At 60.7% G+C, this 20,125-nt stretch carries 16 protein-coding genes and 1 pseudogene; 8 read left to right on the top strand and 9 right to left on the bottom strand.

The genetic code is table 11. The features are described from left to right. Nucleotides 1–71 precede the first annotated feature (71 nt). The 5 genes from QFZ23_RS21620 to QFZ23_RS21600 are packed head-to-tail and all read right to left on the bottom strand — an operon-like array spanning nt 72 to nt 5,349. Nucleotides 72–452 carry a RidA family protein gene (locus QFZ23_RS21620; RefSeq protein ID WP_306926112.1) on the bottom strand — a complete coding sequence of 127 codons (381 nt, stop codon included), beginning with the start codon at nt 450–452 and terminating at the stop codon, nt 72–74. Beyond that, entirely contained in the window at nt 449–1,189 is a 741-nt protein-coding gene (locus QFZ23_RS21615) for a hypothetical protein (RefSeq protein ID WP_306926110.1), read from the bottom strand. Before QFZ23_RS21615 ends, QFZ23_RS21620 begins: the two co-directional genes overlap by 4 nt. Next, nucleotides 1,182–2,174 (bottom strand): membrane dipeptidase, encoded by a 993-nt coding sequence (locus QFZ23_RS21610; RefSeq protein ID WP_306926109.1) that lies wholly within the window; start codon nt 2,172–2,174, stop codon nt 1,182–1,184. The genes QFZ23_RS21615 and QFZ23_RS21610 overlap by 8 nt, the downstream gene beginning before the upstream one ends. Next, nucleotides 2,171–3,889 carry a hypothetical protein gene (locus QFZ23_RS21605; RefSeq protein ID WP_306926107.1) on the bottom strand — a complete coding sequence of 573 codons (1,719 nt, stop codon included), beginning with the start codon at nt 3,887–3,889 and terminating at the stop codon, nt 2,171–2,173. Before QFZ23_RS21605 ends, QFZ23_RS21610 begins: the two co-directional genes overlap by 4 nt. 2 nt (nt 3,890–3,891) lie before the next feature. Then, entirely contained in the window at nt 3,892–5,349 is a 1,458-nt protein-coding gene (locus tag QFZ23_RS21600) for an aldehyde dehydrogenase family protein (RefSeq protein ID WP_306926104.1), read from the bottom strand. A 128-nt stretch (nt 5,350–5,477) separates the two neighbouring features. Between QFZ23_RS21600 and QFZ23_RS21595 the strand changes: the two genes are divergently transcribed. After that, nucleotides 5,478–6,377, top strand: coding sequence for a LysR family transcriptional regulator (locus QFZ23_RS21595; RefSeq protein WP_306926102.1), 900 nt, complete (start codon nt 5,478–5,480; stop codon nt 6,375–6,377). Between the two features lie 498 nt (nt 6,378–6,875). Here QFZ23_RS21595 and QFZ23_RS21590 read toward each other — a convergent pair whose 3' ends face one another. Both QFZ23_RS21590 and QFZ23_RS21585 read right to left on the bottom strand, forming a co-directional pair. After that, nucleotides 6,876–7,049, bottom strand: coding sequence for a hypothetical protein (locus QFZ23_RS21590; protein ID WP_306926100.1), 174 nt, complete (start codon nt 7,047–7,049; stop codon nt 6,876–6,878). 90 nt (nt 7,050–7,139) lie between these two features. Further along, entirely contained in the window at nt 7,140–7,385 is a 246-nt protein-coding gene (locus tag QFZ23_RS21585; protein ID WP_306926098.1) for a hypothetical protein, read from the bottom strand. Nucleotides 7,386–7,787: 402 nt separating this feature from the next. Between QFZ23_RS21585 and QFZ23_RS21580 the strand changes: the two genes are divergently transcribed. Further along, entirely contained in the window at nt 7,788–8,054 is a 267-nt protein-coding gene (locus QFZ23_RS21580; protein ID WP_306926097.1) for a hypothetical protein, read from the top strand. Between the two features lie 834 nt (nt 8,055–8,888). Here QFZ23_RS21580 and QFZ23_RS21575 read toward each other — a convergent pair. Then, a complete protein-coding gene (locus QFZ23_RS21575; protein ID WP_306926096.1) occupies nt 8,889–9,680 on the bottom strand; it encodes an AbiTii domain-containing protein in 792 nt (263 codons plus the stop codon). 1,789 nt (nt 9,681–11,469) lie between these two features. Continuing rightward, the gene (locus tag QFZ23_RS21570; RefSeq protein ID WP_306926095.1) at nt 11,470–12,120 is read right to left on the bottom strand and encodes a hypothetical protein; all 651 of its coding nucleotides are present in this window, start codon (nt 12,118–12,120) and stop codon (nt 11,470–11,472) included. Nucleotides 12,121–12,958: 838 nt separating this feature from the next. Between QFZ23_RS21570 and QFZ23_RS21565 the strand changes: the two are divergent. From QFZ23_RS21565 to QFZ23_RS21540, 6 genes and pseudogenes are all read left to right on the top strand, one after another. After that, a pseudogene (locus tag QFZ23_RS21565) lies at nt 12,959–13,169 on the top strand (IS110 family transposase); the annotation flags it as partial. Between the two features lie 264 nt (nt 13,170–13,433). Beyond that, nucleotides 13,434–13,988 (top strand): hypothetical protein, encoded by a 555-nt coding sequence (locus tag QFZ23_RS21560; RefSeq protein WP_306926094.1) that lies wholly within the window; start codon nt 13,434–13,436, stop codon nt 13,986–13,988. Between the two features lie 511 nt (nt 13,989–14,499). Continuing rightward, a complete protein-coding gene (locus QFZ23_RS21555; RefSeq protein ID WP_306926093.1) occupies nt 14,500–14,739 on the top strand; it encodes a DUF3846 domain-containing protein in 240 nt (79 codons plus the stop codon). Nucleotides 14,740–15,139: 400 nt separating this feature from the next. Then, nucleotides 15,140–15,865, top strand: a complete 726-nt coding sequence (locus QFZ23_RS21550; RefSeq protein WP_306926092.1) for an AfsR/SARP family transcriptional regulator — start codon at nt 15,140–15,142, stop codon at nt 15,863–15,865. A gap of 1,983 nt (nt 15,866–17,848) precedes the next feature. Then, a complete protein-coding gene (locus QFZ23_RS21545; RefSeq protein ID WP_306926091.1) occupies nt 17,849–18,829 on the top strand; it encodes a hypothetical protein in 981 nt (326 codons plus the stop codon). Next, a complete protein-coding gene (locus tag QFZ23_RS21540; RefSeq protein ID WP_306926090.1) occupies nt 18,829–19,650 on the top strand; it encodes a peptidoglycan-binding protein in 822 nt (273 codons plus the stop codon). Before QFZ23_RS21545 ends, QFZ23_RS21540 begins: the two co-directional genes overlap by 1 nt. Nucleotides 19,651–20,125 lie beyond the last annotated feature (475 nt).

Below are 20,125 nucleotides of genomic sequence, written 5' to 3'. Positions count from 1 at the left end.
GCATGGTGGTTCCGATCTGGGAGGAGGGAAAGCGACGTTGGTAACCCAATAGATCCGTGGCCGGGGTGCGGTCAGGCTGCCACGGCTGCGACCGCATCGATCTCGATGCGTTTTTCGCCTCTGAACCGGGCCACCTCGACGGTGGTCCTGGGAGGCAGTGGGTGGCCGCTGAGCCTGGTGAGGTAGGCGGCGTTGTAGTCATCAAATTCGTCAAGGTCGGACAGGAAGACGGTGACTTTGAGCAGGTGGGACAGACTAGACCCTGCATCCTTGAGTGCGGCTTCGAGGTTGTCGAAGGCCTGTGTTACCTGGCCGGCCATGTCGGCATCGACGGTGCCGTCTTTGCGCGCCGGTATCTGCCCGCACAGGTAGATGATGCCGCCGGTTGTGGCGGAAGCGGAGTAGGGCCGGGGCTTGCCGTCGGTGAACTGGGTCCGGGCGATGGTGCTCATGCGTCCGGCACCAGGTATTTCCGGGACATCTGGTACATGCTCTGCCATTCTTTCTCACGCATTTTTAGTGCTTTGGGCGGGATATTGGTTGTTTCGGGATGTGTGTGGACCGGTTCGGGCAACACCACGACGACGGTGCCGTGGCCCGTTGTTTGCGGGATGAGGGCGGTGACCGCCTCCGACGCCGGGCTTTGGGTGGCCGACAGCGCCCCGTTTCGGACGGTGAGGTAGTTGGTGGTGTCTTCGTAGTCGCGTGCCTCGCCGCCATGGGTGGTGGCGATGATGATTCGGCGGCCCAGGGAGGCGGTGCGTCTGAGCACCAGGTCGTTCCAGAGAAGTCCGGGGATGCGGGCCTGGGCTGTGCGGGTCACGGACATCTCACCGTCAGGGGCGTCTGCGGCGAGGTCCAGGAGTTGCAGCGCGGTCCGCAGGGCAGGTTGGCCGGTGCAGTCAAGCTCGCGCAGGGTGCCGCCCACCCACGACGAGTCCTTGGCCGCTGTCGGCCGGGTGGGTGTTGTCCAGTCTGCGTTCAGCAGTTCTTCGAGGAGCCGGAGACCGGCGTGCGCTTCGGCTTCGGCGCGGAGGACGGCAAGGCCACCTTCCTGGGCTTCGACGGGGTCAGCCCCGGCGGCGCAGAGGGACCGGAAGGCCGCTTCCTTGATTTCCCGGGGTTGGACGGCGATGATGCGTGCCGTCTGCTGCCCGCCGGAGCCCGAGGCGGTGATGCTGTCAGACATGCGCGTGTTCCTTTGTTGTGTCCATGACTTCTGTGAACAGCCGAGCCCAGTTGCCACCCATCACAGCGGTGATGGTGTGGTCGGTGAGGCCTGCCGCTGCGAGGCCGTCGGTGAGCCGGGGAAAGTCCAGCGGGCCTGTGAACCAGTCCGGCCACAGCGGCCAGGCCGGTGCGTGCTGTGGATCGGTTGGTTGCCAGCGGCCGTTGCGGAGCCAGCCGACGAATTCCTGGTCCCAGCCGCGGGTGCAGTCGCTGCCGATCCCGATGCTCGTGGGACCGTATTGGTCCACCATGCGGGCAACCATCGTGCAGAAACTCTCGATGGTGACGTGTTCACCGCCGCTGACGGTGGGGTAGAGGCAGCAGCCGATGACGCCTCCGCGGTCCACGAGGGGCTGGATGACGTCGTGGGGTTTGTTCCGCGGTGTGTCAAAGAACCAGAGCGGGTTGGAGTGGGTGACGGAGACCGGAACTGAGGAAGCCTCGATGGCGTCGCGGCTGGTCCGGTATCCGACATGGGAGAGATCGATGAGCATGCCGACCCGGTTCATCTCTTCCACGATCACCCGCCCGTAGCGGGTCAGGCCTGCGTCTTCGGCTTCGAAGCAGCCGCTGCCGATCAGGTTCTGGTTGTTGTAGGTCAGCTGGGCGATCCGTACGCCGAGCCGGTGGAAGAGTTCAACGTAGCGGTAGTCGTCTTCGAAGGGGCTGGTGTTCTGGAACCCGAGGAACACGGCGATCCTGTTTTGTTCTTTCGCGGTTTCGATGTCTGCACCGGTTGCGGCGAGGAACACCAGGTCCGGGTTGCGGTTGACGAGTTCCAGCCACTGGCCGACGGACCGGAGGGTGTCTGCGGCGTTTTCCCAGACGGCGCAGGTCGCATTGACCGCGCTGACGCCGCCGGTGCGCAGTTCTTCCAGGACCGGGCGGCTCCAGTTACTGATCTGCAGCCCGTCCACGACGGTCAGCTGCTCGTGCAGGCTCATTGTTCGGGTCCCTTCGGTGCCGTGGGGAACAGCCAGTCGTCTTCGTCCGTTCCGTGGTTGATGTCCACCGCACGTGGGGCGCCGCTGAACAGGGTCACCCGGAGCCAGTCCGTGGACTGCGGGCTGAAGTTGTTCATGCCGTATGTGGCCAGCTGAAAGCGCTGGGTGCTCAGGGGCAGGAATTCCCCGTCGATGAGGTTGTCCTGCAGCTCCCCGTACAGATAGTGCCGTGTCTGCTGGACCCGGGCCGCAGCGAAGCGGTGCCCGGGGTGTGCCAGGAGGAAGTCCGCGATGCTGCGGTGGGGCGGGAACTGCTCGAGGTCGGCGGCGAGGTCATTGATCCGGCGGGCGATATCTGTGCAGTGCTCGGCCGTGCCCGCGGGCCGGGTTGAGCGCAGTGCGCGGCGGGGTTCTTCGTTGGCTGCGGAAGAGAACCAGTAGTACCGGGTTCTCTCCGGATCGGTGAAGTCGTAGCCGCGGGCCCAGGCGTAGCTGGTTTCCAGCAGTTCCTTCAGTTCCCAGCAGGGCATGGCCGGTTCGAATGGTGCGGGGCCGCCGACTCTGAGCAGGGACTCGGCGGCCTCATCGAAGTCGGTGCCGAGTTCAATGACGATGGAGGCAAAGATCCCCCGGGCCTCGGGACTGAGGTTGGCGGCCTTCTCGTGCAGGCGTGCCAGCACGGGCGCGGGTCCGGTAGCAGAGGCCTGGTGGGAGCGCAGGTCTTCAAGGAGTTGCCGGAGCTGGGGCCGGAGTGCGTCGGTTGGCAGGAAGGGGGTGGTGTTGAGTGCGTGTTTTTCCTCGAGGTGGCGGTCCGCCTTGGCGAGCAGCTCCCCAACGCGGGCAACGTCCGGATGATCCGGTGCGTAGTTGCGGCCGAGTCCGGCGGCGAGTGGGATTTCCCGCAGCCGGCACCAGGCATCAAGGTAGTCCGGATGGTTGATCACGAACGGGACCATGCCCAGCCCGGTGGCGTTGCCCAGTCCGAGGTAACGGCCCCACGCCGCATCCAGCGGGACGGCTTTCGTCCCGGCGGCCGCGGCTTTGGCGCGGGCGACATGTTCAACCATGTCCATGCTCAGTTCACGCAGCAGCCAGGCGGTGAGCATCTGGGACCGGTACGGCACGGCCAGCGGGTGGTCGGCGGGGATGTCCGTGAATTCCTTGAGCCCGAATTTTCCGTTGCCGTAGAACGCGGTGCTGCGGATCAGGTATGGGCTGGGGCCGATGGCGTCGACGTCGGGCTGGGACCCGGAGGCCAGGCAGTCGCTGACGTAGTCGAAGAAGCGTGCGCTGCGGTTCGCCCGGGTCAGGATGATGGTGTCCGGATCGACGCGGCCGCGTTCCTGGACGGGGACGTTGAGCCGCAGTTCAGCTTCGCGCTCGGGCGTGAGGTCTCCTTCGATGAGGGCGGCGGTGACGTCCCAGGCATCGGCGATGACCCTGTCGGTGCGTTCGCTTTCTTTCAGAGTGCGGCAGAAAGCGATGAAGGTCAGTTGCCGGCCTTCGGCGTCGACGGTGTAGACGGCGGTGCCCCGGGCGTCAGGGTCAAGCTCAATGCGGGTCCTGGCCACGGACCATCCCCGGCCTGCGGCACGGCGGAGCATGCTGCGGGCGAAGCTGTGCCGGGTGGCCCAGGCGCCGTTCATATCGGCGCTGGAGAGTACTTCTTCGGGCGCACGGAGCTGGTGTGCGGTTCGTTCATCCTGAAGTGTCATGATCACGCCTTCTCGGGTGCCAGGCGGAGGTAGGCGGTCTTTTCGTGGGTGAAGAAGGCAGTTGCGGCGGCACTGTTCTGTTCCCGGGGGCCGGCGAAGGTTGAATCCTTCATTCCGCCGAAGGGGGCATGGAGTTCGGACCCGGTCGAGGGCGCATTGACCTTGACGAGGCCGGCGTCCAGATAAGTGACGCACTGCCGGGCAGCGCGCTCATCGCTGGTGAATACCGCGGCAGTGAGGCCGAAGTCCGTATTGTTCGCCAAGGTGATGGCTTCATCGAGGGTGGCTGCACGAAGAATGGTGACAACGGGACCGAAGACCTCTTCGCGGCAGATCGTCATCGATGCCGGGCCGGTCAGCACGGTGGGCCGGACGTAGTGCCCCTCCGATGCAGATGCGGGGGCAGGGGCCTGGGCGAGGACTTCCGCGCCTTCGGTGATGGCCAGGTCAATCGCTGCGTTGATGTCATCGCGGGCGGAGGCGGAAACCACAGGGCCGATCTGCACCGACGGGTCTGTGCCCGGGCCCACGACCAGAGCGGAGACTTTCTCCTTCACCGCTGCCAGGAATTCCTCATGCCCGTCGCCGACCAGGATGATCCGCCTGGTGGCCGTGCACTTCTGGCCCGTGGACCCCATCGCAGCGTTGACGGCGCTGGATGCGGCCAGTTCGACGTCGGTGTCGGGCAGGACAAGTGTGGCGTTGTGTCCGCCCAGTTCCATCTGCAGTTTCGCGCCGCGTCCGCAGACGATCCCGCGGATGTGGTGCCCAACAGGGACGGACCCGGTAAAGGTCACGCCCGCGACGGACGGATGGGACACGAGTTCGGAGCCCAGCGGGCCCGGCCCAAGGAGAAGATTCGCGACACCTGCCGGAACACCGGCCTCTGCCAGGATGTCTATCAGCAGGACCGATACTCCGGGGGTGTGGCTTGCGGACTTCCAGACCACCGTGTTGCCGTGCAGCAGTGCCGGTGCGATCTTCCAAGCGGGGATCTGCAGCGGGAAGTTCCACGGCGTGATCACAGCAACGATGCCCAGCGGGCGTCGCACGGTGAGGATCCGCTCATCGGGGTGGCTGGATGGGTATTCGGTGCCGACCGGGTTCCGGGCCGAACCCGCGTGGTAGTCGAACGTGTCGGCGGAGGCGTCGACTTCCATCCTGGACTCCGTCAGTGTTTTACCGTGTTCGGCCGTCATGACGCGGGCTATCTCGTCACGGCGTTCCCGGATCAGTGCAGCTGCAGCCGACAGGATGCGGCCCCGGGACAGAATTCCCAGCCGGTCCCAGGCCGCCGTCGCCGCAGTAGCCGCCTGGATCGCCTGGGTCAGCTCCACGGAACCGGCCTGATGATAGGTAGTGACCGCTTCCCCCGGTGCCGACGGGTTGAACCGGGACGTCGCGTCCCCGGTCCCTTCAACCCAGCTTCCGTTGATGAAGCTGCTGGCGGGCTTAGTCATGACGGGCATTCTCGAACCTCTTAGTGTTTGTTGATCTGTGACTGTCCTCACGATCAACGGTAGACCCGCAGAGTCATCCACTGAAGTATCTATATGACGCGCATCAATATGCGTTTAGTCTTGTTCGTATGAACCTTCGTCGCTTGGAGCTTTTCGTCGCAGTGGCCGAAGAACTGCACTTCAACCGTGCCGCCGAGAGGCTGCACATGGCCCAGCCGCCCCTGAGCCAGCAGATCCGCAAACTCGAAGAGGAATGCAAGACCCAACTGTTCGTCCGCAACTCCCGCAACGTGCAGCTCACCGCCGACGGTGAACTGCTCCTCAAACACGCCAGGAAACTCCTGACCCAATACGGGACCATGACCGCAGCCCTTCGGCAGGCCCGAGACGGCGAAATCGGCAAGCTGCGTCTCGGTTTCGTCTCCTCGGCAGCCATTTCAGCCCTTCCACCAGTGGTTCGGGAACTCCGGTCCCAATGGCCCGGCATCGACCTCGAACTCCGCGAGGAAACCACCGACGCCCAGATCGACCTCATTACCGCCGGTGCCCTCGACGTCGGTATCGCACGAGAAGTCCGGACCGTGGCGGACCTCAGTTCCACGCTTCTGCAAAACGAACGCCTCGTGCTAGCAGTCGCCGCAGGCCACCCCCTGGCGTCCCGCGCTTCAGTCGCGTTGGGAGAATTGAAGGGGGAGAGATTCATTGCCTTCCCGCGGGACAGGATTTCACGGCTCTTTGACCACATCGCCGCACTACTTCACGCCGCCGACGTCGAATTTGATCTCGCCCAGGAAGCCGTCCAGTTCCCAACCATCCTGGGGTTAGTGGCCGCCCAGCTGGGCATCGCGGTTGTCCCGGAATCCCTCCGTGCCTACACCATCCCGGGCCTCGCCTACCTGAACATCCAGGACGCCAGCGCTATCTCCCGCGTCAGCCTGGTCTGCAGCAATGACATGAACGACTCGCCTCTGGTCTCGAAAGTCAGAGAAGCGTGTCGACAGACGATCGGAGTCCTTGAAGCGGCATAGCAGGGGCTGGGCCCACTGTCCGCCCACCCCCAATTGGCCGAGCGCTCTGGGCGCTGCCTGGCCAGGGCGAGGCCTTGCCATCAACCTGTCAGCTTGAGTTCCAGGGCCTCCAAACGAACGTGACACCAGATGGAATGATGTCAGGTTGGGGTGTACTTCAACCTGCCAACCGTCGACATGCCGTCTCGCAAGCTGCGGGGTTGCGAGACATGTTTGCGTAAGACAAAGACCTGGCTCGCAAGTAAGAGGGGAGTGGCTCGCAACATTGTGTCTCAAGTTGGTGTGCCCCATAGATGACGAGTTCAGGTGGTGAGCGCAACACCTTGAGTTGTGGGGTGCCGTCTGTGTCGGCCAGGCGTCTGTCCAAGGCTTTTGTGTTCCGTTTGCGCGGACTGTCCAGCCGCCCAATGATTTAGAGCTAAGCATCGTGATGTTGTTCCCGCACAGCCTCGTGGCAGTGCGGGAACAACATTACTTGGTGTCCTTTTCCGATCTGGATCATGAACCCGAGGGGAGGCTGCTCTGGGCGTTGCGGTTGGGCCACCAGCCGATGTGTGCACGCATGGGATCCGGCCAGTTGCCGATTGCACGTCCCATGGGATCTGGCCAGTTGCCGATGTGGGAGCGGCGGGACTGGTCTGGGGCAACGGAAAGCGGGGTGCGGTTGGACATGGCATTTCTCCTGACTGAACGTTGGGTCCGTAGGCCGAGTGCGGCGTACGGCTGGTCTTATCTGCCTGTGTGAAGGCAGAGCTGACCTGTTCAGTCGGGGGAAGACCCCGGATCGGCGGCGGGACCGGAGGGCGGTATCACCGCTGCTCGGACGGCGAGGGCGCTGGCGGCGGGGGACAGCCCGTTCCAGGAGGCGGCGATATCGGCCGTGTTTGAGCCGGAGCTGTCCGAGCCGGAGGAGCCCGACTCGCCGTGCGTCGCGGCAATATTCAGCCGACCTGTGGCGGGGTGTTCGTGCAGCGGCCCTTGGGCCGGCGGCTGGATAGCGCTGGCCACAGGGCGGGTTGAGGCAGTGATCTTCAGCTGGGTGAGTGTCTTGAACGGCGAATTAATGTTTTGGACCGTGGCCAGGTTCGAGGGGGCGGGGGGGCCGGGGTTGCTGTGCCGGAGAGCGCCGAAGCCGAAGCAGGGCTAGAAGCTTCTGCGGTTGCGGAAACTGCTGCGGCCGGGGGCGGATGAACCTCCCCGGACCGATGACCAGGGACGGGCCGCCGGGCCGCCGCAACGGGTGATCGCGGCACAGTGGACACCACCGCCGGTGGCCTCTTGCGAACGGTAGCGACAGGAACGTCCGGGCTGGGCAGTTGTGGAGGTTTGACCGCCGGAAAGGGCAGCCGCGGTAGCCAGTGGGCCACGGAAGCAACGGGGCCGTCCATAGCTGCAACCGCATGGTGGACAGTGGAAACTGCCGGGGCCACAGTCCTGTTCACGGTGGCCGCCACCGATGCGGCTGCCGGAGAAACGGCGGAGACTGCCGGTCCGGCGGTCTTGGTGACAGTGGAGACTGCCGGCGCCGCGGCCCGGGGCACTGGGAGGGCCACCGGTTCGGTGGTCCGGGCCACTGTGGAAACAGCAGGCGCGGCCCTGCCCACGACCGCATCGGCGGCAGCTGCAACGTGGTGCGCGGCGGAACCGGCCGGATCCTGCCCGGCCCGCAGAACCTGAACAGCGGGGAGAGACGGAGCATTGGAGAGGCCGAGGTCCAGGGCGCTTTCAGAGACGACGGCCTTAGAAGGGTCCGTTGACGCCTGCGCGCTGCCCGCACCCCACACGAGCCACGCCAGTGCAAGCAGGGCGGGGACCAGAAGGGCGCGCACAGAAACCGCGCGGCAATAGCGAAGCATGCTGCCGATTCCATTCACCCCCCAAGAGCAATGCGAGATCAGAATATGCCCGGAGGAGGAACACGTCCAGAGAATATTTGTTCGCATGCTTACCATCGTCCGCCTCGTGCGTAATTCCAGTCCCCTTCCGCGGTTGCTGTCCTGCTGCCGTCAAACGCTCCGCCAAACTCGATACAGCCCAAAAATTGATTCAAGAGGTATACCGGAAAGTGGTTACGCATCGTTGCAGCAGCGCCGCGGTGCCCTGATACATTCCAGGACAACCGTTTGATGAACACGGCTGTTTTGGCCCGATTCCAAACGCCGATATCCGCGATTCCGTCAACCTGGCGAGGCTGGGAGAAGCCGCGCTGGGTGACTCTGTTCCGTCCACAGTTCGGGTCAATTCGGGTAATCACGGCTGGATATTGGGGGCCCCTGGACTAGCTCCCGGAGTAGCAGTAGCGGTGGATAACCCATGAGAGAGTTGTCTCTCGGTGTGGGCGGCGGCGTGGCCGGCCTCTCAATGGACTCGGATTGAAGTCCCTTAATTCCGGCAACAAGGCCCCCTGTGTCAGGTCGGGGTGTAGCTCACCATACAGAATCCCAACGTGGGCAGCTCTCCGTTGGCCAGCTGATTGCCGCGATGTCGCGTCCTAACGCCTCTGAGGGGGTGCTACGCGCCGGCTTGATACTGCCACCAGCTGATAACGAAGGCTCCTATTGTGGCGGCGCCGACGGCTATCGCCGAGATCCGTTTTCCCAGAGTCCAGAACCTGGGTTCCGGCCGTTCTTTAGTTGGTTGGCCCATCTCTATCTTGCTACCACCACTCGCCTGGGTGATGTTTACGCGTGAACCGATGCCCCTAACTATGAAATTAACTGCATGTGTCGCCTGCGAGGCTGTGGGCAAAGCTTGCAACGGCGAGGTGACTGATCGAAGCTCAGCAATAAGCTCGGCCAAACGCGTCTTAATCTGATCTAGCAGACCCTCCAGTGCCGTTACGCTCACTGCCCAGTAAACTGCCGTCGTGCGCTGACTGGGATTGCCGTGATCGATCATCTCAGCAAGAACCATAGCTCCGGGTACCTGAAGATGTACTGTGCGCTCTTCCTGGTTGGAGTCTATTAATGCTTGGATTTCGCCCACTCCGGCTCGAATGGGCACTCGTTCTTGCAGGTCTTCCCGAACGAAGTCCGGGAACCTACTTAAAGAGATTGTTTGATGCTTAACCATGCCATTGCTGACGACGCCGTCGATCTGTATAGGAGCTGGGAGTAGGCGATAAGACGGCAAATTCTCGTCGTTGTCATAGCCGCGAAGTTCACGGGAGGCCCAATCCTGAAGCTCGGATGAGCCCGACTTGCCCCCCAACAAGATCAGCTTTCGCAAGACTGTTGCAAGTGCACGGTCGGAGAGCAGATCACGTTCAATCTGACTCAAAATGTCGTCGGAGCGAGTATTCACGATTCCAGTATGCGGCTTGGCCCGGGCAGAACTTGCGGAAGCCAAGTCCGCCTGACCATGCGGCAGCTCACCGGCTGGCTCGCCGGTGGCTGCTGGCGCCGAGCGTTCGTCGGCATCCTAGAGCGGGGAGTCATAGAGGAACGACGCATCGGATCTGGCTAGCCCAGGGCCGTGGAGTTGCTTCTCTCGATCTCGGTTGGCGCCAGGACGGATTGCCAGTGAAACAAAGGTCCGACACCATCGACAAACCGAAATTTACGGCCCGCTCAACTTGAGGGCTGATCGCCCAGACCCGATGACCCAGAGTCATGGGAAACTCGGATGTTTTGCTATCGACGTTGGCAGATGAGTATGTCAACGTCATTCAGGACCACTAGGACGGCCTGATCCAAGACCACCGGGGAAAAGCGAGCCGGGGACGTTCGACGCGAACCGCAACCCCACCAAGCCCGGCACACTCATCAGTGCCAAGGCGGGGTCGCCTTGCGATGGCTTTTGGGAAGACCCGTTGTTGGCCAACTCTCCAATTCATTCCAGGCGTGCACGTGCGCCGGTCCCGCTGGCGAGGTTCCCCCGGTGGTGTCCTGGCCTCTTATGCGCAGCCGGGCGAGAGGATCACCTGCTTTTGGCCGCCGCAACACCCGGTTACCTTACGGCTGGAAGATGGACGGTTGGATCACCCAACAGAACGAGGGACTGACGATCCCATGCGGTTAGGCGAAGCCGGGTCATCGTCGGAGTACCGAGGTGTCGTGATCCCTGCTGAGCTGTCGGATAGCTCTACCCATCGGTTGGTAAGATCACCAACCGCCGCCCTGTAATCGAGAAGGATCAAGCCGAGTGGCTGTCCGTGGTGAAGATTGCTTGATAGAGCAAGGACAAGGTCGCCGGTGAATCGCTGCCTGGTCTCAGGGTCGCGGAGTGTCCAGTCAAAGGTGGGTTCTACGTGCCCGAAGACCGCCCGGACGGGTTCCTTCCGGGACAGTAGAGCCATAGGCGCGGGCGCTACTGTCGGGCCCCACAAATGGCGCCAAGGATCGGGGATAAGGCCTTGAGCCGCGCGCATCCAGCAGCAGGGCCAACCATCGTCGAAGGCTGGAAAGGCCACAACCCCGCCGCCCTGGCAGCGTCCGAGAAAACCGTTCAGGAAACCCTCGCCCCTCGTGGCCGAGGGCGGCTTCAAAGGCTCCGAGATCTCACCACTGGAGCAACGATACGAAGGAGCCGAAAAGGGCTCTTCGGCCGCATCGAAAGCCTCGGTCGTGACATCGAAAACCGGGTCACCGGCAGCGACAGCAGCCCGCTCAAAGACCAGGGCCTGGAAGCTGAGGAATTCGGCCTCAAGCTATGGCTCGGCAGAACAGAACCAAGAGTTTGCTGCGTCCCTCGCGAACACTGTAGCGAACGAAGCCCAGATCCGCGGTCGCGTCGCTGCAGGCCGAAGCGAAGGCGCACCCCAGCGCAGCCGTCACAATAGGCACGGCCGCGGCCAAAGCCAGAAAGACCTGCGCTGTCCAGCCCTAGGGTCGGAACGGAGCAAGAACGGTTTGAGCTGCTAGGGATGAAGGTGAGGGCCGGGCGTTTGTGCCACAGTCCGCGGCGCAAGCGCGGCCACGCGTGCGGGCGCTCCTGGGCCGGGCTCAGCTGCGCCTCTGTACTGCGTGTTTCGCGCAGGTTGTGATGGACCCCATCCGGCCCTTGGGAATCATAGGCCGAGGCCGCGGTGACCAAAAGCTTTATCTACGAGGTTGCCATCGCGCTAGGGGCGGAGAACAACATCCATTCTCTTTCACCTACGTGCGTGACAAACCAAAAATCGCGTTCGGCGGCTGCCCGCACTCTCATCCGACAAAGTGGAGGCCATCAGATGGGGGAACGCATCATAGAGTGCCTTAGCGGCAGGGTAGTGATTCTTGAGCCCCTCAAGCGACTTTTTGCGAGTACGCCTTCCTTCAAGTCCCCGGGCCGCCAGAGCAACCTCCATGTCAAGCTCATAGAGGTGACGGGCTATGGGACTGAGCCGATCAAAGAGTCCCTTGTCAAGCGCAGCAACGACCGCCAGGGCCCCCAGCAGTTTTGGATATGTCACATGAACCGCCTTGTTATAGCTGTCGACCATGCCCTGACCTACGAATTCCGGAGCCTTCGTCGCATGCCACGTGATCCACTCGATTTCGTGCTGAAGGGTGAACATTAAGCTGAAAGCTTCGGCCGTCCTGTTTCTAATTTCCTGAACGTGAAAAGCTCTTCTCGCTGCTCTGTGCCGAGATAGTTCAATAAGTATGGCCACGACTGCAGTCAAGACGGCAACAGCCAGTGCACCCGCGGCAGTAACGAAGGCGCCTGGCCACGAAGTCAGATCGAAACCGTTCAAGGTGTCTCCCGAGGACTGAACCATTACTTTGTGGATGTCGAACAGAATTAGTCTTGTGTCACCCATCGCCGCATACGGGCTGAACCTTCGGGCACGATCAACTACTTTCCTTCTAAGCTCGATCCGATGCGATAAGGATGGCGGATCCCTAGTCCGAAAACAACCGGCCGCAGTGACTCATCAAATATGCCCGTGTAGCGGTAATCCAAGAAGCATTTGAGACGGGTAATTGCGTCGTTAAAACTGAACAACTCGTGAGAGCCTTTAATTTGGGATCCATTTTGGCTCGCTGCCGCTGAGCTTTGCCCTAAGTAGGCGCTAGATAAGTAGTTACTCAATCTTGTCGCCCAATCCCATGGTGTTTCCCCCCAGGTTGGCAGCCGTTCACATTCGGCTACGAATATAATAAGTATGCTTAGGAACCTGTTTTCAAGTCCTAATCCGCCGTTCAGTACCCAGGTAGGCCTGACTGTCGTAGTGACATAACTACCGCGGAAACGTGCGAGAGATGCCTGAACCTATGGTCTTGGCCTGATCGCTGCACCTCAGGATGACCGTAGCGACATTCTCTTTCGGCGTCACGCACCCAGCTTCGACCTGGGGACACCGGGATCGACCATGGAACGGGAGTTCTCGCAGCTACTTCTACTCCCGTTGTCTAAACGCCTGTGAGGATTGGGGTGGCTGGTCTGGGATTGGCTGGCAGAGTAGGTGCAGGCCGTTCCACCCCGCGGTCGTGACTCATTAAACGCTTGACCCCGTGCACGGGTGTCCTGTTATCGACTTGTCCGTCCGTCCGTTGGGTGGGCGGCCGGCACCTGCCCGGCCCACATCGGTGACTTGATCAGAAGATTGTCGGCCCCCGCGGGGGCGTGGCTCGTCACAGTGCTGTTCCGAAGTGACCAGGACCCTGAACAAAGCCCTTCACATCGTTGCTCTTACAAGGATGGCATTCGATCCAGCGACCATCTGAATACGTAGCGAAACGGCAAGCAGAAGGGCGAGCCAAGAAAGAAATTCATCGATGCGTGAAGCGCTACCTCGCCCGTCGGATCTACCGCACACTCAATGCCAACAGTCCCCAGCCCTTGCTACGTTTTTCCGTTGCCGTCTGAACCGCCTCAAAAGTCTTGCCTCGATTGCCATACGCTTGTCCCAATCAGAGTGAGAACACACCCGGGTGTGGTGACGCAATTTTGGGCGTCCGGCAATAGCGAGTCAATACCTCGACGAGACGCACCAATAGTGCTCGCGAAACGGGTGTATGCCTCATTTGAGAACGCTCGCGAAAATCACGGGCCGCCACGGGCACGGCACGGCGAGCGATGGGGGATAGATATTGATGTGCCGCGGTTATATGCGGCGGGAAGGATGAGCGGATGAACTCAGATCTGCCATTGGATACGCCGGGGTCGGACGGCCAAGTCGCAACTAGTGGCGATCTCGCCGTCTATCAAGCGCAGCGGGCGCATGAGCTGGAGTTGAACAAGGCGACGGCAGCGTTCGAGCATGCCATCGTCTCGGCCCTGTTCCTGCTGAATGGTGGGGCGGTCGTCGCCTTCCTAACACTGCTCGGCGCTGCGTCTGCCAACGGGTCTAGCCTTAGCGTTGATCTTGGCTTCACCGTGGCCGCTATCGTCAGTTGGTCTGTTGCGCTCGTGGCGGCGGCTGCAGGCGTTTATCTGGGCTATCGCAGCCAGCAGGAGTTCACTCGATCTGTCTCATATCGTAGGCAGCTGATGGAGTATGCCCTGCTTAAGGAATCATCCAGACTCAGGCCCGCCCTCCGCAAGGCGCCCACTGAGTTGCCTGAGGACATTCATTATCGTGCCAAGAAGTTACAGAAGTACTGGCTGACCCTGTGTTCAGTTGCTTTGTCTTTGTTCGTCCTCGGGGTCGTTCTCGCTGCAGCGTCTATTTTTGCAGGCATTTAGTTCGCCATGACGTTGAACTGTGGTTTTCCCATCAGAGACGACTGGATGTTATCAGCGAATACGGCTGGACCGTGCTCCCCAGCTGGGGCTGTGACGGGTGGGACCTTGGCCCGTGGCCCTACGTCATGGTCGGCCGTCATGGTCGGCGGGAGACGCAACGCCGATGCTGTCGGCAGCAGCAGACATGGCCACATACTGCGAAGGTGATGCACGAACGACCTTTTATCGGACAAATGCAAGGTTCTGGACCGCGATAAGCGAGCAGGCGTTTTTCCACTGGAAGAACGGACGGGCCCAAGGTCCGGAGGACCTACCCGAAGCGGCGGCTGAACTGCCCAGCCGCTACCGGATGCCGTCTGGGGTCCACGAAGCAGCCTAACACCATCGCAAGCCGGTGCCCGCCCGGAGCGGCGGGGCACCGCACGCCCAAGTCACCATCATTCGAGAGGACGTACCCTGATGAGCACCTGCACCGCCCTGATCAACCCCGCCGACCTGAACAAACCGGCCCGTGTGGAAACATCGACGCCTGTTTGGAAACCTGCAAACCCTCGTGGTCGGGAACATCGAAGCCGCTAGCGGGGATGACTGGCTCTACCTGAACGGGGAAGGCAAAATCCTGAACCTCGCGCCAAACCCGCCGCGGGCGCTGCTGCTCCTAGAAGAAACCGGCGTGCCGGCCGACGTGTACTGCGGGAAAGTCGTGTTCCTGGGCGAGACCCACTACGGCTCCGAGGGCAACGTACCCTAGCACCTGATCGACCTCGCACAGCAACTCTTAGGGCTGCAAGCAGGCAACCGCCTAGCAAACAGAGCACCTACTTACTCAAATACTCAAATGAGTAAGTGGGTGCCCGGCTTTCGTCCATGGGTCCGGAAAGCGCGGGCGTTCCGCCGCGAGTGGTTGGGTTGTAGCCCAGACTGGCACGCAAGCGATACCGCGGCATTATAGCACCCTGATGACGAAAACTCGTGAGAAGCCAGTGAAAACGACTAGCAGTGGGGCGGTGTTTGATGAGGATCATGATCGTGTTGATTGTTTCCTTCTCTCGCCGCCATATGAAAAGTGATCGTTGACATCGCTGACGAAACTACGGATCCTCGTTCCTAGATCTATCTCGGATCTCCAACCCACTGGATTGGGGGTAACCATGGGCAAAGGTGACTATGGTGAATTTCGGCTCAGTTTGCTTCAGTCATGGCAGCTCATTTCGGGCGCTCATATCGTGCGTGTCTCAGCACGCCAGCAAAAGCTGATTACCGCGCTGGCGTTATACGGACCGCGTCCGCGGAGCTACCTGATTGGGCTGCTTTGGCCCGAGTGTTCCGAGCCTCGAGCCTTAGAAAGTCTGCGGGTGAGCCTGCATCTAGTCAGGAAGCAGGTGCCAGGGCTGTTGATCAACAGTGGAGCAGTGTTGTCCCTGAGCGACGAAGTAGATGTGGATCTCAACCTCGTCCGCGCGCAGATCCGGCAACTGAGCCAGCAGGGCCTGAAGGGCAACGCGGCTTCATGCCTTCAGCAGCTAAGTGATGCAGAGCTGCTGCCGGGTTGGTATGAAGACTGGATCGTTTTTGAGCAGACCAGGCTTAGGCAGGGGCGGCTGCGCGCCCTTCTCGTTATAGCCACCGAGTCACTCACCCGCTGCGACTATGAAACGGCAGTGGAGGCCTCCGAGGCAGCACTGGAACTTGAACCGCTCTATGAGAAAGCCGTAGGGATCCTAATTCAGGCTGAGCGACAGCAAGGCAACAACGCCGCAGCATATCAGGCTTTCGAGAGGTATGAGATGCAGCTGAAGGCGGATACTGGGCTTGTCCCGTCGGAGACAATTCGAGGGCTTATGGCGCTTGTCCGCTGGGGTGACACTCCAGGCTAACGAGTTTCAAATATTAAGGCCGTACCACCCCGGCCATGGAAATGGTTGGTGCCTCTCGGACGCCAAGGCTTGGATTTTTCTCCGAGTTCCCGGGCGATCCAGGAGTTAGGCTGTAGGCTCCCCTGCTTTTACCCTTCGCTGGGGATACCACCCGGTTGAGCAACGAGCCACCGGCGCACAATACGCAGAGCTTCGTCAGGGTCGGCTGTGACAACTTGGCGGGGTTCTTCGTCCGGACCCTGGCCATACGTTAGCCTGGCGCGAAAATGAGGCGACTGGTCCCGATCGTACCAAGTGCGAATGACCAAGGTACCCATGGGCGGGATCCCTCGATTGGACTCCTGTGATGGAGAGCTATCGTTTGTCATGGCGACTCACTTTACCCTTCTGTTTCATGCTGGAAGATTGGACGCTCCTCGCCCAAATCTCGGTTGCCCCGACCGCTCGTCCCATCAGGGAGTCAGTAGCTTGATGCTTTCGTGCGTGACTCAGGACTCCCCCAGTCTTGGCTAAAGATTTGCTCAAGGTTATGCCCGCCCGGGTTTATATATCGGCATTCGCAGCGGCCCCCCGCCCTACGATTATTCGTTGCCGCATACTGCTTCCAGCGATGGTTTACAGGAGGGGTGTCCCGTCGTTGCAGCTTGGCCCTCAGCAAGCCGCACTCGCTTGCTGTGGAATTGACGGCTACACGGGCTCGTGGCTGCGGCTCGGAAACCCCGTAGCGTTCCAATGGCCTTGGCAATCTGGCGCGCACCCCCTGTGACTTGTCTTCGAATCGATATGACTTATCTAGTCATATCCTTGGTGGTTGGGCAATGTTGAACAATCAACTCCCGTGCTCACACGCCGTAGGTTGCTTCGGCATGCCTTCCAGAGACCATCCACGCCCTGGGACCAGGACTGCAGAATAGTCACAGGGCTGATACTGCGGAAACCCTAGTCGCTGTACTGGTCAAGAAGGGCCCTATCGGCAACTAACCGGCGGCGTCATCGTGGCGGGTAACCAGCACTTCGCTGGCGCGGAAAATGCTATTTCCTCGGCCAGCGTTCGTGCGGCGGTCCGGCAGTTGCGCGACGTCGTCGTCGCCCAAGGTGACAGCGAAAGGACAGCATCCGCCATTGCGGAGCTGGACGAGAATCGAGAGGGAACTGAAGGAGCCGGTCCCTGATCGGTCAAGGGTTGCCCCAAAGGCACCGACTTGAACGACTACGGACCCGAGGATCGAGCACGTCGCCCAGGAACTCAACGCCGGACCACGCAAGATACTCGACTGGGACACCCGGCCGAGCGCCTCGGATCTACTTATGGTCCACTGATCTCCGGTGTTGCATCGTCCCCTTGAATTCGCCCCGGGCATTTTCGTCGCCGCCTATGGGCAGTTTTTCATGGCCGCTAACAAAAGCATTACGAAGCTTACCTTCAATTGAACCTTGGGGTGAGACCTCCCGATTCGATTCGGAGACCGTTGCCGATCTCCTGTAATCCACTAGCAACTGAGTCTTTCGAGTTTTTGGGTGTAAAGAAAGTGAGTGCACTAGGTGAACCGTTGGCTAGACCGCTTGCCGGACTCTAAGGCAAGGTGCCATCGCGTTAGACCAACGCACGGAAGCGGAATTGCTCCCATACGGACTGCAGCGGGGCGCGGCGGTGGCCATGGAATGGGCGGTCCCGCCGCCGGTCCGAACTCGGCAGCAGTAGCCCTGCTCCGTGACCACCGACGGTCACTCAGACAGTCGTTGTCGGCACCGCTGAAACATTCCAGCCAGCAGGCCCCGCATTTAGAGGAAGCGCCATAGGGTTCGGTCGTAACGCCTGAGTAACGCGGGTGATGCAACACTTGCAGCGCTCTGGATCGACAATCCCAGAGACAACTCGAATGCCTTAAGCTTTCGCGATCGCAGTCTAATGCGCCGGCCGCTGTCCCCAGACGGCTTGCTTCCAAAAAAGATACCGACTTTCGCATCAGGGAGATGCACACTATGACTACTACAACGACAAGCAGCTTTGCTCTGCCAGGCGCGACGCGGGAAGGACCCGTTACCGTCTCACCGGATAGCGCCGAACTCGAACGCGGCCTTTGGGACGCCCTCTGGCCGGCCGTCACCCAGACGCTGCCGGTGGTCTTCGACCTATTTCGCTCCCAGGCGACCTCTGCTGACTCGGACGGTTCACGGGATTCCCGCGTAGCGGCGGAGCGGGATATCGCACAATTCATGACGTGTCTTCAGCCTATAATGAACGCGCTCATTCCCAGTCTGGTCGACATTTTCCGGGACGAAGCGGGTCAGCGAGCTTCCCGAGGAGAACCTGCGGAACCCGACAGTGAGGCCATCGAACGCTTCTGGCCTGCCCTTCTGTCCGCCGCCATTCCGATCGTCGTTGATAATCTTCCCGCCGCCATCAAGACGGTATCCGGATTCTTCCGTGGCCCGGGGATGAACGGCGACGGAAAGGAAGCAACGGCAGACGTGTTCATCGCCGACCAAGAAGTCTCAGCCCGCTTTTTAGGCCCGTTGCTTCAAGTGTTGGTTCCTGCACTAAGTGGGACGTTGCCTGAGATTTTCAAACTGGTTTCCGGAGGCGGCAGGTCTCGGGACATGACTCTCTCGTGGAATGACTTCACGTCCACCCACCGCTTATTTGATAACGATGTCGTCGAGGTTAAGGACGCAAAGGACTTAGGGGACCCGAGGTCATTGAAAGTGACCCTCGAGCTGGCATCGCATAAGAGTTGGTGGAAAGGAATCCAAGCCCTCGACGACAACGGTGACGTGATAGCTGAAATCGGCGTTGATGGCAGAGCTCCTGTGAGTGAGATGACCGTGTCAGCGGACGCAATCCGCTATCTGGTATTCGGCAAGGCAAAGATGTTTGGAGTGCACACCTGGATGTACCGGCTCGCCACAGCCGGCCTTGGTTTGGAAGGCAAGCAGATCACGTTCGGTTGGTTGGCAGACTGATGCGGACGTTGCGTCGCGGCGATAGCGGTGACGATGTGCGGGAACTTCAGGGCGCGCTCAAACGCGCCGGCTGGTACTTCTACATAGTGGATGGCAACTTCGGATTCGTCACGGAGACGGCTGTCAAGGCGTTCCAGCGATCTTCTGGGCTGGTAGTCGATGGAGTTGCGGGACCCCAAACTTTGGGAGCCCTCGGCCTTGATGAGTCCGTTCCGTCCACCCCATCCGCAGCTGAGCCAACCGGGAACCGGAAGATCATCTCCCTTCACATTGGTTTGAATCAGGTTGACCCTAGCCAGTATGGCGGATGGGACGGAAAGCTGAACGGGTGTGAAAACGATGCCAGAACAATGGTGGGAATTGCTGAAGCTGAAGGTTTCGATGAGATCCATACGATGTTCACCCGTCAGGCCACGTCATCTGCAGTCCTCGGGTTTATCGGAGAGGCAGCACAACGGTTGAAGCCCGGAGATCTTTTTGTATGTACATACGCTGGCCATGGCGGCCAGCTGCCCAACCTAAATGCTCAGGACGATCCCGAGGAGAGCGGATCTGACTCAACTTGGGTGCTTTGGAATGAGCAATTGCGCGACGATCTTCTTTGGGAGTCATGGCTGAAGTTTGCGCCTGGAACGAACATCGTCATAATTTCCGACAGCTGTCACAGCGGATCTGTTGCGCGCCTGTACCTCAACGATACTTCAAGTCGAAGCTATCAAAGCCGAGCCAGTGAATACCAGAAGATTGCCGCCACGACCAAGAAGAGCTTCTACACGGATCTGACGTTTTCTCGTCCTGGACCGGCCAGTTACCCCTATTGAGCTCCTTCCAAGGCCGAGGCAAACGAGTTCCCAACGAGACTTGGAACAAGTAGCCGCTGGGGCCGCTAGCAGGTCCTCAGATCCTCACAGCGGGCGGGCAAGGACTAAGCCTTATACGCACATTGCGAGGGCATACAGGGAGTCAACGCTGGATGCGGCGACGCGTGCGTACGAGGACAACGGCACCGGCAGCATGGATGGCGGCTATGCAACTCGTGAGATGCCGTGGGACTTAAATGAGGCTGATTACAATGCCCGCAAGGAGCACTACGATTCACAGGAAAGGTCATCGAGTTCACGTGCCCCCTTGCAGGCCAATGTGCTCTCTATATCAGGTTGCGCGGACATGCAGCTATCCCAGGAACTGAATGGTGCGGGGGTCTTCACAACTACTCTCAATAGAGTGTGGGCCAAGAACACGTTCGCTGGTTCTTTCACAGGTTTCTATAGGGACATCTTGGGCCAGATGACTCCA

The sequence above is a fragment of the Arthrobacter globiformis genome (genome assembly GCF_030818015.1).
Taxonomy (GTDB): Bacteria; Actinomycetota; Actinomycetes; order Actinomycetales; family Micrococcaceae; genus Arthrobacter; species Arthrobacter globiformis_C.
Note: the sequence above shows the minus strand (reverse complement) of the source record. Positions and strands in the feature narration are given on the sequence as shown.

Coding starts and splice junctions, on each gene's coding strand:
- QFZ23_RS21620 (WP_306926112.1), bottom strand. CDS start 452: ATGAGCACCATCGCCCGGACCCAGTTCACCGACGGCAAGCCCCGGCCC.
- QFZ23_RS21615 (WP_306926110.1), bottom strand. CDS start 1,189: ATGTCTGACAGCATCACCGCCTCGGGCTCCGGCGGGCAGCAGACGGCA.
- QFZ23_RS21610 (WP_306926109.1), bottom strand. CDS start 2,174: ATGAGCCTGCACGAGCAGCTGACCGTCGTGGACGGGCTGCAGATCAGT.
- QFZ23_RS21605 (WP_306926107.1), bottom strand. CDS start 3,889: ATGACACTTCAGGATGAACGAACCGCACACCAGCTCCGTGCGCCCGAA.
- QFZ23_RS21600 (WP_306926104.1), bottom strand. CDS start 5,349: ATGACTAAGCCCGCCAGCAGCTTCATCAACGGAAGCTGGGTTGAAGGG.
- QFZ23_RS21595 (WP_306926102.1), top strand. CDS start 5,478: ATGAACCTTCGTCGCTTGGAGCTTTTCGTCGCAGTGGCCGAAGAACTG.
- QFZ23_RS21590 (WP_306926100.1), bottom strand. CDS start 7,049: ATGTCCAACCGCACCCCGCTTTCCGTTGCCCCAGACCAGTCCCGCCGC.
- QFZ23_RS21570 (WP_306926095.1), bottom strand. CDS start 12,120: ATGGGTGACACAAGACTAATTCTGTTCGACATCCACAAAGTAATGGTT.
- QFZ23_RS21560 (WP_306926094.1), top strand. CDS start 13,434: ATGAACTCAGATCTGCCATTGGATACGCCGGGGTCGGACGGCCAAGTC.
- QFZ23_RS21550 (WP_306926092.1), top strand. CDS start 15,140: ATGGGCAAAGGTGACTATGGTGAATTTCGGCTCAGTTTGCTTCAGTCA.
- QFZ23_RS21545 (WP_306926091.1), top strand. CDS start 17,849: ATGACTACTACAACGACAAGCAGCTTTGCTCTGCCAGGCGCGACGCGG.
- QFZ23_RS21540 (WP_306926090.1), top strand. CDS start 18,829: ATGCGGACGTTGCGTCGCGGCGATAGCGGTGACGATGTGCGGGAACTT.